This is a genomic window from Variovorax boronicumulans, assembly GCF_009811375.1.
GTDB lineage: Bacteria > Pseudomonadota > Gammaproteobacteria > Burkholderiales > Burkholderiaceae_C > Variovorax > Variovorax boronicumulans.
This window is the reverse complement of sequence record NZ_BKDH01000002.1, coordinates 263,791-276,805: the sequence shown is the minus strand read 5'-3', so window position 1 is coordinate 276,805 and position 13,015 is coordinate 263,791. Positions and strand designations below refer to the sequence as shown.

Here is a 13,015-nt window from a genome sequence, read left to right as displayed (position 1 = left end):
CGACACGCGCCGCGTGCGAGCCGTGCTATGGTTTTTCCCAATGCCAAAGTCCTCCAGCAGCAACGCCCAGTTGCCACCTCCGCCGGGCCGGGACGCCGCCCTTTTTCTCGACTTCGACGGCACGCTGGTCGGCCTCGCCGCCACGCCTGAAGCCATCGAGGTGCCGCCCGCCCTCGTGCCTCTGCTGAGCGACCTGCGCGACCTGCTCGGCGGCGCGCTCGCCGTGGTGTCGGGGCGCCAGATCGATGCCATCGACCGCTTTCTCGCGCCGCTGCGGCTGCCCGCGGCCGGCGAGCATGGCGTGCAGCGCCGCGATGCCAAAGGCGGCATGCAGGAGCAGCGCCCGCCCGACCTCGTCCCGATCCTGGACGTGGCCAACGAACTCGCGCGCATCCACGAAGGCCTGCTGGTCGAGCGCAAGCACGGCGCCATCGCGCTGCACTACCGGCTCGCGCCGCAGCTGGAGGCCGTGTGCCGCGACGCGATGGCGCGCGCCATCGAAGGCCGTCCGCAGCTCGAGCTCATGCACGGCAAGTTCGTGTTCGAGGTCAAGCCTTCGGGCGTCAACAAGGGCCTCGCCATCGAAGCCTTCATGACCGAAGCGCCGTTCGCGGGCCGCACGCCGGTCTTCGCGGGCGACGACACCACCGACGAGAGCGGCTTCGCCGTCGTGCAGCCGCGCGGCGGCGTCGCGATCAAGGTGGGCGCCGGGCCGAGCCTGGCGCTGCACCGGCTCGAATCGCCGCGCGCGGTCTACGAATGGCTGGTGCAGGCGCGCGACCTGCTGGCCGCACCTGCCCCCAAGACACCATCACCGAGGAAGCCCGCATGAGCGAACAACAACTGCCGAAGGCTCCGGAGGACCGCGCGGGCGACGCCCTGGCCGGCGCGGCAGGCCCCGACGACCAGGCGCCCGTCGACGCCGCGAAAGTGGCTGCGGCCCCGCCGCGCGGCTTCGCGCCGCCGGCCGAGCCTTCGCTCAATGTCGGCGTGATCGGCAACTGCGCCTACAGCGCGCTCATCGATGCGCGCGCCCGCGCCGTCTGGTGCTGCCTGCCGCGTTTCGACGGCGACCCGGTCTTCAACGCGCTGCTGCACCCCGGCGAGGAGGCCGGCGCCTGGGCCATCGAGATCGAGGACTTCGCCTCCAGCAAGCAGTGGTACGAGCCCAACACCGCCGTGCTGCGCACGCAGCTGTTCGACAGCGCGGGGCAGGGCATCGAGATCACCGATTTCGCGCCGCGCTTTCACAGCCGCTCGCGCTACTTCCGTCCGCTCATGATGGTGCGCCGCGTGCGCCCCATCGCCGGCGCGCCGCGCATCCGCGTGGCGCTCGACCCGCGCTTCCAGTGGGGCGCCTCGGCGCCGACCGAGGTCACGCGCGGCAGCAACCACATCCGCTATGTCGGGCCCGACGTGACCTTGCGGTTGAACACCGACGCGTCGATCTCGCACATCCTGTCGCGCCAGCCCTTCGTGATCTCGCGCGAGTACAACTTCATGTTCGGCGTGGACGAGACGCTGCTCGAAGGCATCGCCGACACCGCGCGCAAGTTCGAGCAGGAAACCATCGCCTACTGGCGCACCTGGAGCAAGCGCCTGGCCATTCCCTTCGAGTACCAGGACGCGGTGATCCGCGCGGCCATCACGCTCAAGCTCTCGCTGTACGAGGACACCGGCGCCATCGTGGCCGCCATGACCACCAGCATCCCCGAGGCGCCGGGCAGCCAGCGCAACTGGGACTACCGCTACTGCTGGCTGCGCGACGCGTTCTTCGTGGTGCGCGCGCTCAACTCGCTGAGCGAGGTGGGCACGATGGAAGACTACCTGCGCTGGCTCGGCAACGTGGTGATCGGCTCGCACGGCGAACACATCCAGCCGCTGTACGGCATCGGGCTGGAGCGCGAGTTGCCCGAGTCCTTCGTCGACGGCCTGCCCGGCTACCGCGGCATGGGCCCGGTGCGCGTGGGCAACCAGGCGCAGGAGCACTTCCAGCACGACGTGTACGGCAACATCGTGCTCGGCGCGGCGCAGGCTTTTCATGACCACCGGCTGCTCAGCCGCGCGGGCGTGGCGGAGTTTCCGCACCTCGAAGCCGTGGGCGAGCAGGCCGTGCGCGTCTACGGCACGCCCGACGCCGGCATGTGGGAGCTGCGCACGCGCGCACGCGTGCACACCAGCTCGGCCCTCATGAGCTGGGCCGCCTGCGACCGGCTCGCCAAGATCGCGCGCACGCTGGAGTTGCCCGAACGCGCCGCCTACTGGCACGGCCATGCGGCGCGCATGAAGGAAGAGATTCTTGCCAAGTCATGGTGCGAAGAGCGCCAGGCCTTTGCCGAAAGCTTCGGCGGGCACGAGCTCGACGCGAGCATCCTGCTGATGGTCGAGGTGGGCCTGATCGATGCGCGCGACCCGCGCTTCATCTCCACCGTCGACGCCATGGAAAAGTCGCTGTGCGACGGCCCCTACATGCGCCGCTACGAAGCGGCCGACGACTTCGGCAAGCCCGAAACCGCCTTCAACATCTGCACCTTCTGGCGCATCGACGCGCTGGCCAAGATCGGCCGCAAGGCCGAGGCGCGCCAGATCTTCGAGACCATGCTGGCGGCACGCAACCCGCTGGGCCTGCTGTCGGAAGACACGCACCCGGTCACGGGCGAGATGTGGGGCAACTTTCCGCAGACCTATTCGATGGTCGGCATCATCAACGCGGCCGTGCGCCTGTCCGCTCCCTGGGATTCGTGCATATGAGTCGTCTCGTCGTTGTTTCGAACCGCGTGGCCGACCCGCGCAAGCCCGCCGCCGGCGGCCTGGCCGTGGCCCTGGGTGAGAGCCTGCAGCAAAGCGGCGGCCTGTGGTTCGGCTGGAGCGGGCAGATCGTCGAAGGCGGCCCCACGGGCGAAGGCGAGCTGCACAAGCAGCAGGCCGGCAAGGTGACGCTGGCCACGCTCGACCTGAGCCGCGACGACCACGACAGCTACTACCTGGGCTACAGCAACGACGTGCTCTGGCCGGTGTTCCACAACCGCCTGGACCTGGCGCATTTCGATGCCGGCTTCATCGGCGGCTACCGCCGCGTGAACCAGCTGTTCGCGCGCAAGCTGATGCCGCTGCTGAAGGACGACGACATCATCTGGATCCACGACTACCACCTGATGCCGCTGGCGGCCGAGCTGCGCGCCATGGGCTGCAAGCAGCGCATCGGTTTCTTCCTGCACATTCCGCTGCCGCCGCAGATCATCATCGCGGCCATTCCGCAGCACGAATGGTTGATGCGTTCGCTGTTCTCGTACGACCTGATCGGCTTCCAGGCGCAGCAGGACGTGCAGCACTTCGAGCACTACGTGCGCAACGAGGCCCATGGCGAGTACCTGGGCAACGACATGTACCGCGCCTACGGGCAGACGGTGCGCTGCAACGCCTTCCCCATCGGCATCGATGTGGACGAGTTCGCGGCGCTCACGCACGCCAAGGAGTCGCGCGACATGTACGAGACCATGAAGCGCGAGTACTCGAGCCGCCGGCTGCTGCTGGGCATCGATCGACTCGACTATTCGAAGGGCATCCCGCAGCGCGTGCGCTCGTTCCGCGAGCTGCTGGCCAACTACCCCGAGAACCGCCGCAGCGCCACGCTGATCCAGATCGCCTCGCCCACGCGCGAGACGGTCGATGCCTACGCCGACATCCGCCGCGAGCTCGAATCGCTGTGCGGCGCCATCAACGGCGACTACGGCGAGCTCGACTGGATGCCGGTGCGCTACATCCACCGCATGGTGGCGCGCCGCCGCGTGCCCGGCCTGTGCCGCGCGGCGGCCGTGGGGCTGGTGACGCCGCTGCGCGACGGCATGAACCTCGTGGCCAAGGAGTACATCGCGGCGCAGGACCCGGCCGACCCGGGCGTGCTGGTGCTGTCGCGCTTTGCCGGCGCGGCCGAGCAGCTGAAGGAAGCGCTGCTGGTGAATCCGTACGACACGCACGGCACCGCCGAGACGGTGCAGCAGGCGCTGCAGATGCCGCTGGAAGAGCGGCGCGAGCGGCACCAGAAGCTGCTGTCGCGCATCCGGGCGCAGGACATCCACTGGTGGCGGCGCACCTTCCTCGAAGCGCTGCGCGAGGCGGCGAGCGAGCGCTGATCGGGTCGGGAACCCGCGTCAGCCCAGCGGCACGCGGGCCCCGAACTTCGCGCGCTTGAGGCTGAAGAACGCCTTCACGTTGCGCACGTTGGCGTCGGCCGTGAACAGCCGCTGCGTCAGCGCGCCGTAGCCGGGCATGTCGCGCGCCACCACCACCAGCACGAAATCGGGCCCCGGCGACACGCGCCAGCACTGCTGCACGGCGTCGTCGGCGATCACGCGGGCCTCGAAGGCGTCGAGCGCGGCGGCGTCCTGCCGGTCGAGCGAAATCTCCACCACCGCCTGCAGGCCGTGGCCCAGCACCGTGGCGAGCCGGTCGGGCGAGAGCAGGGCGACCTGGCGCTCGATGAGCCCTTCCTGGCGCAGGCGCTGCACGCGGCGCAGGCAGGTCGGCGGCGAGATGCCCACCTCGGCGGCCAGGCGCTGGTTGGTCTGCGAGGCGTTGTTCTGGAGCGCGTCGAGCAGCTTGAGGTCGATGGCGTCGAGGGAGATTGATTCCATATGAATTGAAATTATGGAATAAAACTCCATCTATGGGTTTTGGTGAAATAAAAGTCCGAAATCTAGGAAATTTAGACGCCATATTTCTTGTGCGTCTCCCTACCATCGAGCCCTTCTGTTCTTCAAGACAAGGTACACCCCATGTGCGGCATCGTCGGCGCAGCCTCCCATCGCGACATCGTTCCGGTCCTGGTCCAGGGCCTTCAGCGGCTCGAATACCGCGGCTATGACTCCTGCGGCGTCGCGGTGCATGCCGGCGGCCTGAGCCGCGCACGCACCACCTCGCGCGTGGCCGACCTGCTGACGCAGGTGCGCGACGACAAGGTCGAAGGCCTCACCGGCATCGCCCACACGCGCTGGGCCACCCACGGCGCACCGGCCGTGCACAACGCGCACCCCCACTTCAGCCACGGCGTCGGCGCCGACGCGCCCGCCGCGCGCCCGGGCCGCATCGCGCTCGTGCACAACGGCATCATCGAGAACCACGAACCGCTGCGCGCCGCGCTCGAGGCCAAGGGCTACGTGTTCGAGAGCCAGACCGACACCGAGGTCATCGCCCACCTCGTCGACAGCCTCTACAACGGCGACCTGTTCGAAGCCGTCAAGGCCGCCGTGCTGCAGTTGCACGGCGCCTACGCCATCGCCGTCATCTGCCGCGACGAACCGCAGCGCGTGATCGGCGCGCGCGCCGGCTCGCCGTTGATCCTGGGCGCCGGCAAGGACGGCACCGAGAACTTCCTGGCCAGCGACGCGATGGCGCTGGCCGGCGTGACCGACCAGATCGTGTACCTCGAAGAAGGCGACGTGGTCGACCTGCAGCCCGGCAAGTACTGGATCGTCGACAAGAACCACAAGCCCGTCACGCGCACCGTGCGCACCGTGCACGCCCACAGCGGCGCGGCCGAGCTGGGCCCGTACCGCCACTACATGCAAAAGGAAATCTTCGAGCAGCCGCGCGCCATCGGCGACACGCTCGAAGGCGTGGAAGGCATCGTGCCCGAGCTGTTCGACGGCATCGGCCAGGACGGCGCCACCGGCGCGAGCGCGCACCGCGTGTTCCAGGACATCGACAAGATCCTCATCCTGGCCTGCGGCACCAGCTACTACAGCGGCTGCACCGCCAAGTACTGGCTCGAGAGCATCGCGAAGATCTCCACCCAGGTCGAGATCGCCAGCGAGTACCGCTACCGCGACTCCGTGCCCGACCCCAAGACGCTGGTCGTCACCATCAGCCAGTCGGGCGAAACCGCCGACACGTTGGCCGCGCTCAAGCACGCGCGCTCGCTGGGCATGGAGCAGACCCTGACCATCTGCAACGTCGCCACCAGCGCCATGGTGCGCGAGTGCAAGCTGGCCTACATCACGCGCGCCGGCGTCGAAATCGGCGTGGCCTCGACCAAGGCCTTCACCACCCAGCTCGCGGGCCTGTTCCTGCTCACGCTGGCCATCGCGCAGTCCAAGAACCGCCTGAGCGCGCTCGACGAAGCGCGCTACCTGAAGGAAATGCGCCACCTGCCCGTCGCGCTGCAGTCGGTGCTCGCGCTCGAGCCGCAGATCATCGGCTGGGCCGAAGACTTCGCGCGCAAGGACAACGCCCTGTTCCTGGGCCGCGGCCTGCACTACCCGATCGCACTCGAAGGCGCGCTCAAGCTCAAGGAAGTGACTTACATCCACGCCGAGGCCTATGCCGCCGGCGAACTCAAGCACGGCCCGCTCGCGCTCGTCACCAGCGAGATGCCCGTGGTTGCCGTGGCGCCGAACGACGCCCTGCTCGAAAAGCTCAAGAGCAACCTGCAGGAAGTGCGCGCCCGCGGCGGCGTGCTTTACGTGCTGGCCGACGGCGACACGCAGATCGCCAGCGGCGAAGGCCTGCACGTGATCCGCATGCCGGAGCACTACGGCGCGCTGTCGCCGCTGCTGCACGTGGTGCCGCTGCAGCTGCTGGCGTACCACACGGCGTGCGCGCGGGGGACGGACGTGGACAAGCCGCGGAATCTGGCGAAGAGCGTGACGGTGGAGTGAGGGGCGAAAAAGGCTACTTCGCGTAGTCTTTCCCAGGCGTCGATGCCCGATTGATGTCGGCGTCCCGCAGCGTGAAGTTGCGTTGAACGATCTTCATGCCTTCTTCCCATTGCGAGGGCGCGTTCTGGGATGCGGCAGTGCATGCGAGCAGCTGCGCGCCGATCGACACGGGATGCAGGTCATCGATCTGCGCAGCGGCCAGATCGTGGGGGCGGCGGTCCGCCTTGCCGTGCTTGCCGCCGTCCTGCCCACGGTAGGTGTAGAAGCGCACGATGTCCCCCTTGTTCAGGACCCCGGGTGCGCCGTCCTTGACCGGGTCGTTGGCCCGTTCCACGTGGCTTGACGAGTACGAGTCCTGCACGGTGTGAAACAACGCGCCCAGCGCGGTCTGGCGCACGAGCTGCGGGTCGCCGTCGTCCAGGCCTGTGAACAACAGGGCGACGGTGCGTGGGCCGTCGCTACCGAATGCGAGACTGAAGTCGTGCTGCATCTGCGTGCTGAGCAGTGCGCGCACATCTTTCAGCTTTGTACCCGGCGGGATGGATCCGTCGGCCACCCGAAGGGCGAACTCAGCCCACATCAGGATGCGCTTGCGCGTCTCCCTCGCCGTCAGTGGCTTGGGATCGTTGCGGGCCGAAGGTGCCATGGCATGCAGGAACTGGTGCTCGTGGAAGTGGCTCGCATAGTTCGAGTTGTTGTATTCCATGTAGTTGTTCCCCGTCATCCAGAGAGCCCAGCTCACCCTGGACACGGCCTCGTGGGTCATGTGGCAAGGGTCGTCATTCCAACGAACACCCGACTGCATCGGCTTGAGCACGTCGGCGAAGGCCTGGTTGCCTCCGAGCATGCCTATCACCGAGCACGCTTTGGAAACTGCCCCCTTGTGGCAGCACAGGCCATGGCTGAGTCGGGGTTGCGCCGCTTGCCGGACGAAGGCCTCGACCTTCTCGCGACTGGTGGTGCATTGCATGCGGTCGGCGTTCGCTGCCGCCATCTCGATGGAGGCCTGGGTCATGTCCTCGTGGATGGGGTCGCCGAACTGGAGTTGGTGAGGCTCTTCGTCGAGCTTGGCGTTCAGGTTGCCCGATGCATTTGCGCGAAGCTCATCGAGCTGGCCCTGGAAGCCCATCTTGAATGCGTGCGCCTGCAAGGCGCAGAGCGCGAGGGTGCACGCGATCAGCGCGCGCTCGGTCGTCCTTCCCATAGGAACCTCCCTGTGTTGGTGGAGGCTCAACATCGCAGACAGCTTTTGCGCCCGCAATCAGATAAACGTGTGACGCGACCGCGCTGCGCAGGTCCGGCGTTCGCAGAGCAGGACCGCGCAGCCTTCATGGACAAACGGTAATGAAGCGCAGGCTTTTCCCGCTTCCACCTGGGCTAGGATTCATGTCGCAGCCCCTGCATCCCAGGGGCACAACCTGAGTCCAAGCGCACCGCCATCCATGGGTATTTCTTGCCGTGGCCGCACCGACTGACGTGCTCGGCCCCACCGTCATCTGGAACTGCCTCATCGTCGAGGACGATGCCGACAACGCGCGCTACATCGCCGAGGGCTTCCGTTCGCTCGGCCACGTGGCGGTGATCAGCCGCGACGGCGCGGATGCGTTCGCGCGCGCCACGGGCGAGACGTGGGACCTGGTCATCCTCGACCGCATGCTGCCCAACGACGTGGACGGCCTGTCGATCCTCACCACGATGCGCGCCCTCGGCAAGAAGACGCCGGTGCTGGTGCTCAGCGCCTTGAGCGCGCTCGACGAGCGCGTGCGCGGGCTCAAGGCCGGCGGCGACGACTACCTGGCCAAGCCCTTTGCCTTTTCCGAACTCGCGGCGCGCGCCGAGGCGCTGGTGCGGCGCTCGCGCAGCGGGCCCGAGATCCGCACGCTGCAGCTGGCCGACCTCACGCTCGACCTTGCGCGCCGCCACGTCGAGCGCGGCGGCCGGCCCATCGCGCTGCAGCCGCGCGAGTTCAGGCTGCTGGCCTATCTCATGATGCATCCGGGCCAGGTGGTCACGCGCACGATGCTGCTGGAGGCCGTGTGGGACTACCAGTTCGATCCGCAGACCAACGTGATCGACGTGCAGGTGAGCCGCCTGCGCGGCAAGCTCGATGCGGGCGGCGCGCCGACGCTGATCCACACCGTGCGCGGCGTGGGCTACACGCTGGCCGCGCCGCAATGACCCGGGCCCTGCGCCAACTGTGGCGCTCGGTCGGCTTCCGCCTGGCCTTCTATTACGGCCTGCTCGTGGCCATCACGATGCTGGCCGCACTGGCCATCGTCTACATGCAGACCGTGGGCGTGCTGCAGCAGCGCATGGTGCGGCAGGTGGCCGCCAGCATGCAGCAGCTGGTGGTGCGCTACGAAGCGCGCGGCGCCGAAGGCGTGGCGGGCGAGATCGCCCATGCGCTTTCCGACGGCCGCAACTCCGACAACGAGATCTACCTGCTCACCGACCGCGAAGGCCACAAGCGCGCGGGCAACCTCGACCAGATGCCCTCGCTGGCGCCCGACGCGGGCGATGGCGTGCACCGACGCGTGGTGCGTGCGGGCCAGACCGTCATCGCCTACCTCGTGATGCGCCCGCTGCCCGACGGCGGCATGCTCGTGGTGGGGCACGACCTGCGCGACCAGGAGTCGATCGAATCGTTGGTGGCGAGCGCCAGCGCGGCGGCGGGCATCGTGGCGGTGCTGCTGCTCATCGGCGGCACCTTCGTCTTTCGCCAGGAGCTGGAGCGCAGCGTGGGCGCGGTGCGGCGCACGGCCGCGCGCATCGCGGCGGGCGAGTTGCAGGAGCGCGTGGCGCCTTCGGGCCAGGAGGACGAGTTCGCGCTGCTGGAGGGCGACATCAACGCGATGCTCGACCGCATCCAGTCGCTGATGGACGGCGTGCGCCATGTGTCCAACACCATCGCGCACGACCTGCGCACGCCGCTCACGCGCGTGCTGGTGCGCCTGCGTGCGGTGGAGGCGGGGCTGGGCGACGCCCACCATCCGCAGCGCGAGCCCGTGGCCACCGCCATCCGCGAGCTCGAGGAGCTGGCCGTGATGTTCGAGAAGCTGCTGCAGATCGCCGAAGTCGAGGCCGGCGCGCGGCGCCAGCAGTTCGCGCCGGTGGCGCTGCACGTCATCGCCGACGACGTGGCGGAGCTGTACGAGGCGGTGGCCGAGGTGCGGGGCATCGCGCTGCTGCGCGAGCCGGCCGACCGCGCCATCGCACTTGGCGACCGCGACCTGCTCGCGGGCGCGGCGGCCAACCTGCTCGACAACGCGCTGAAGTACGGCGGGGCCGGCGCCACGGTGCGCATCGGCACGCACACGGTCGACGGGCGCGCGCAGCTGTTCGTGCAGGACGACGGCCCCGGCATTCCGAGCGCCGAGTACGAGCGACTGGGCGTGCGCTTCCATCGGCTGGACCACAGCACGCCGGGCCACGGCCTGGGGCTCGCGAGCGTGCAGGCGGTGGTGGCGCTGCATGGCGGGCGCCTGCAGTTCGACGATGCCCGACCGGGCCTGCGCGCCTGCATCGACCTGCCGACGGCAGACGCCTGAGCGGCACCTTCTTCGTCTCGTCGCGCCTCGAACATTGCCAAACGGCAATGCTTTGTTCATACACACCGCCGCGCTGAATTCCTAGGATCGCTGACGCACATCCTGTGCCGATCAACGCAGTTCCAGGAGACATCAACGGTGAGAATCAAGAGTCAGAGAGACTTCTGCTCGGGCGTGCTTTTCAGCGCCTTCGGCGTGGCCTTCGCATGGGGCGCCACGACCTACAACGTGGGCACCGGCGCCCGCATGGGCCCCGGCTACTTTCCGCTCATCGTGGGCATCCTCATCGCGTGCATGGGCGTGCTGATCACGTTCAAGGCCCTCACGGTCGAGACCGCCGACGGCGAACCCGTGGGCCGCATCGCATGGAAGCCGCTGCTGTTCATCATCGGCGCCAACCTGGTGTTCGGCGTGCTGCTCGGCGGGCTGCCGAGCATCGGCCTGCCGTCGATGGGGCTCATCGTCGCGATCTATGCGCTGACCTTCATCGCGAGCCTGGCGGGCGACAGCTTCGGCTGGAAGGGCGTGACCCTGCTGGCGACCGTGCTCGCGCTCGGCAGCTACCTGGCCTTCGTGGTGGCGCTGAAGCTGCAGTTCCAGGTGTGGCCCACCTTCATCGCCGGCTGACCCGCGCAGAACAACAAGAAATCCAAGAGAACAATGGACCTGATTACCAACCTCTCGATCGGCTTCGGCGTGGCCTTCACCGCGCAGAACCTTGTCTATGCCTTCGTCGGCTGCCTGCTGGGCACGCTGATCGGCGTGCTCCCGGGCATCGGCCCCGTGGCCACCATCGCGATGCTGCTGCCCGCCACGTACGCGCTGCCGCCCGTGTCGGCGCTGATCATGCTGGCCGGCATCTACTACGGCGCGCAGTACGGCGGCTCGACCACTGCGATCCTGGTCAACCTGCCGGGCGAATCGTCGTCGGTGGTGACCGTGATCGACGGCTACCAGATGGCGCGCAAGGGGAGGGCTGGGCCGGCGCTCGCTGCGGCGGGCCTGGGCTCGTTCTTCGCAGGCTGCGTCGGCACGCTCATTCTTGCGGCCTTCGCACCGCCGCTGACCGAGCTGGCCTTCAAGTTTGGCCCGGCCGAATACTTCTCGCTGATGATCCTGGGCCTGATCGGCGCCGTGGTGCTGGCCTCGGGCTCGCTGCTCAAGGCCATCACGATGATCCTGCTCGGGCTGGCGCTGGGGCTCGTGGGTACCGACGTGAACTCGGGCGTAGCGCGCTACAGCTTCGACATTCCCGAGCTCACCGACGGCATCGGCTTCATCGCGATCGCGATGGGCGTGTTCGGCTACGGCGAGATCATCGCCAACCTGGCCGTGCCCGAGCACGAGCGCGAGGTGTTCACCGCCAAGGTCAAGGGCCTGTGGCCCACCAAGGAAGACTTCCGGCGCATGACGCCTGCGGTGCTGCGTGGCACCGCGCTGGGTTCGGCCCTGGGCATCCTGCCGGGCGGCGGCGCGCTGCTGTCGGCCTTCGCGGCCTACACGATCGAGAAGCGCATCAAGCTCAAGCAGGGCGAGGTGCCCTTCGGCAAGGGCAACATCCGCGGCGTGGCGGGGCCGGAGTCGGCCAACAACGCCGGCGCGCAGACCTCGTTCATTCCGCTGCTGACGCTGGGCATTCCGCCCAACGCGGTGATGGCGCTGATGGTGGGCGCGATGACGATCCACAACATCCAGCCGGGCCCGCAGGTGATGACCAGCAACCCCGAGCTGTTCTGGGGCCTGATCGCCTCGATGTGGATCGGCAACCTGATGCTCATCGTGCTGAACCTGCCGATGATCGGCATCTGGATCAAGCTGCTGACCATTCCCTACAAGTGGCTCTTTCCGTCGATCGTGCTGTTCTGCGCGGTGGGCGTGTACTCCGAGAACAACAACACCTTCGACGTGTGGATGGTCGCGATCTTCGGCATCGTGGGCTACCTGTTCCTGAAGCTCAAGTGCGAGCCCGCGCCGCTGCTGCTGGGCTTCATCCTCGGGCCGATGATGGAAGAGAACCTGCGCCGCGCGCTGCTGCTGTCGCGCGGCGACTGGAGCGTGTTCGTCATGCGTCCGCTGTCGGCGGGGCTGCTGGCCGCCGCGGCGCTGCTGCTCATCGTGGTGCTGCTGCCTTCGGTGAAGGCCAAGCGCGAAGAAGCCTTCGTCGAGGAGTGACGATGCGGTGGCGCGGCGTTGTCAGGGCCGCGTCACCCGCCGAACAGGCGCCGCATCCAGCCCATCTTGACCTGTCCCGCGGCGCCGCCTTGCTGCACCGCCTTGCGCACCTGCGCATGCACCAGCACTTCCGCCGACGAATCCGTCGTGTGCAGGTGCGCTTTCACGGTCGGCACGTACGCGCCGTCTTCGTGGCGGATGTGGTTGAACAGCCAGCGCGAGAGCATGTCGTGCAGCTCGGCCAGCACCTCTTCGCCGTGCTCGAAGCGCGCGCGGAACTCGGTGACGCGGCGCACGAAGATCTCGTGCACCTTCCGGTGCGGGCCCGTGAAGGGGTAGCCCGCGTCCTCGATCATGGCCTCCTCGAACGCGAAGTGCGAGGCGGTGTAGTCGATGGTCTCTTCGATGATCCGGCCCACGACCTGGCGGTCGTTCGTGCGCCGGGCATCGTCCAGCGCGTTGATGTACTGCACGATGCGCTGGTGCTGCGTGTCGATCTCATGGATCCCCGTATTGAGCTCGGTCTTCCATACAAGGTGGGCCATGGTCTTCAGAACTTTGCAGGTGGATGTAAAAGTCCAGTATCGGCAGCCGAAAGCGGCGCGCGGTTGATCTGAATCAAGCGCGTCGGTGCGGTGA

11 protein-coding genes are annotated in these 13,015 nt (G+C 68.0%); 8 read left to right on the top strand and 3 right to left on the bottom strand.

The annotated features are described in order from the left end of the window. Window positions 1–40 precede the first annotated feature (40 nt). The 3 genes from otsB to otsA are packed head-to-tail and all read left to right on the top strand — an operon-like array spanning window position 41 to window position 4,133. Window positions 41–832 (top strand): trehalose-phosphatase, encoded by a 792-nt coding sequence (gene otsB, locus VHAB30_RS21130; protein WP_062477959.1) that lies wholly within the window; start codon window positions 41–43, stop codon window positions 830–832. Then, on the top strand, window positions 829–2,751 hold the full coding sequence (locus tag VHAB30_RS21125) for a glycoside hydrolase family 15 protein (protein WP_095743654.1): 1,923 nt from the start codon (window positions 829–831) through the stop codon (window positions 2,749–2,751). Before otsB ends, VHAB30_RS21125 begins: the two co-directional genes overlap by 4 nt. Further along, complete coding sequence (gene otsA, locus VHAB30_RS21120) at window positions 2,748–4,133, top strand: alpha,alpha-trehalose-phosphate synthase (UDP-forming) (RefSeq protein ID WP_159278521.1); 1,386 nt, start codon at window positions 2,748–2,750, stop codon at window positions 4,131–4,133. The genes VHAB30_RS21125 and otsA overlap by 4 nt, the downstream gene beginning before the upstream one ends. 18 nt (window positions 4,134–4,151) lie before the next feature. On the opposite strand, the gene VHAB30_RS21115 is transcribed toward otsA, so the two are convergent. After that, window positions 4,152–4,634, bottom strand: coding sequence for an Lrp/AsnC family transcriptional regulator (locus VHAB30_RS21115; protein WP_159278520.1), 483 nt, complete (start codon window positions 4,632–4,634; stop codon window positions 4,152–4,154). 141 nt (window positions 4,635–4,775) lie between these two features. Between VHAB30_RS21115 and glmS the strand changes: the two genes are divergently transcribed. Beyond that, entirely contained in the window at window positions 4,776–6,656 is a 1,881-nt protein-coding gene (gene glmS, locus VHAB30_RS21110; protein WP_062481190.1) for a glutamine--fructose-6-phosphate transaminase (isomerizing), read from the top strand. 13 nt (window positions 6,657–6,669) lie between these two features. On the opposite strand, the gene VHAB30_RS21105 is transcribed toward glmS, so the two are convergent. Continuing rightward, window positions 6,670–7,860 carry a hypothetical protein gene (locus VHAB30_RS21105; RefSeq protein WP_159278519.1) on the bottom strand — a complete coding sequence of 397 codons (1,191 nt, stop codon included), beginning with the start codon at window positions 7,858–7,860 and terminating at the stop codon, window positions 6,670–6,672. 290 nt (window positions 7,861–8,150) lie between these two features. On the opposite strand from VHAB30_RS21105, the gene VHAB30_RS21100 reads away from it, so the two are divergent. From VHAB30_RS21100 to VHAB30_RS21085, 4 genes are all read left to right on the top strand, one after another. Further along, window positions 8,151–8,834 carry a response regulator transcription factor gene (locus VHAB30_RS21100; protein ID WP_159274070.1) on the top strand — a complete coding sequence of 228 codons (684 nt, stop codon included), beginning with the start codon at window positions 8,151–8,153 and terminating at the stop codon, window positions 8,832–8,834. Beyond that, a complete protein-coding gene (locus tag VHAB30_RS21095) occupies window positions 8,831–10,204 on the top strand; it encodes a sensor histidine kinase (protein WP_159278518.1) in 1,374 nt (457 codons plus the stop codon). The genes VHAB30_RS21100 and VHAB30_RS21095 overlap by 4 nt, the downstream gene beginning before the upstream one ends. A gap of 138 nt (window positions 10,205–10,342) precedes the next feature. Next, window positions 10,343–10,831, top strand: a complete 489-nt coding sequence (locus VHAB30_RS21090) for a tripartite tricarboxylate transporter TctB family protein (protein ID WP_062481184.1) — start codon at window positions 10,343–10,345, stop codon at window positions 10,829–10,831. A 33-nt stretch (window positions 10,832–10,864) separates the two neighbouring features. Continuing rightward, window positions 10,865–12,376 carry a tripartite tricarboxylate transporter permease gene (locus VHAB30_RS21085; protein WP_070060062.1) on the top strand — a complete coding sequence of 504 codons (1,512 nt, stop codon included), beginning with the start codon at window positions 10,865–10,867 and terminating at the stop codon, window positions 12,374–12,376. A 32-nt stretch (window positions 12,377–12,408) separates the two neighbouring features. On the opposite strand, the gene VHAB30_RS21080 is transcribed toward VHAB30_RS21085, so the two are convergent. Next, window positions 12,409–12,921 carry a bacteriohemerythrin gene (locus tag VHAB30_RS21080; RefSeq protein WP_070060061.1) on the bottom strand — a complete coding sequence of 171 codons (513 nt, stop codon included), beginning with the start codon at window positions 12,919–12,921 and terminating at the stop codon, window positions 12,409–12,411. Window positions 12,922–13,015: the final 94 nt, after the last annotated feature.

What these genes read in the sequence shown, in the direction of transcription:
- otsB (WP_062477959.1), top strand. Translation starts at nt 41, where the DNA reads ATGCCAAAGTCCTCCAGCAGCAACGCCCAGTTGCCACCTCCGCCGGGC.
- glmS (WP_062481190.1), top strand. Translation starts at nt 4,776, where the DNA reads ATGTGCGGCATCGTCGGCGCAGCCTCCCATCGCGACATCGTTCCGGTC.
- VHAB30_RS21095 (WP_159278518.1), top strand. Translation starts at nt 8,831, where the DNA reads ATGACCCGGGCCCTGCGCCAACTGTGGCGCTCGGTCGGCTTCCGCCTG.
- VHAB30_RS21115 (WP_159278520.1), bottom strand. Translation starts at nt 4,634, where the DNA reads ATGGAATCAATCTCCCTCGACGCCATCGACCTCAAGCTGCTCGACGCG.
- VHAB30_RS21125 (WP_095743654.1), top strand. Translation starts at nt 829, where the DNA reads ATGAGCGAACAACAACTGCCGAAGGCTCCGGAGGACCGCGCGGGCGAC.
- VHAB30_RS21105 (WP_159278519.1), bottom strand. Translation starts at nt 7,860, where the DNA reads ATGGGAAGGACGACCGAGCGCGCGCTGATCGCGTGCACCCTCGCGCTC.
- VHAB30_RS21080 (WP_070060061.1), bottom strand. Translation starts at nt 12,921, where the DNA reads ATGGCCCACCTTGTATGGAAGACCGAGCTCAATACGGGGATCCATGAG.
- VHAB30_RS21085 (WP_070060062.1), top strand. Translation starts at nt 10,865, where the DNA reads ATGGACCTGATTACCAACCTCTCGATCGGCTTCGGCGTGGCCTTCACC.
- otsA (WP_159278521.1), top strand. Translation starts at nt 2,748, where the DNA reads ATGAGTCGTCTCGTCGTTGTTTCGAACCGCGTGGCCGACCCGCGCAAG.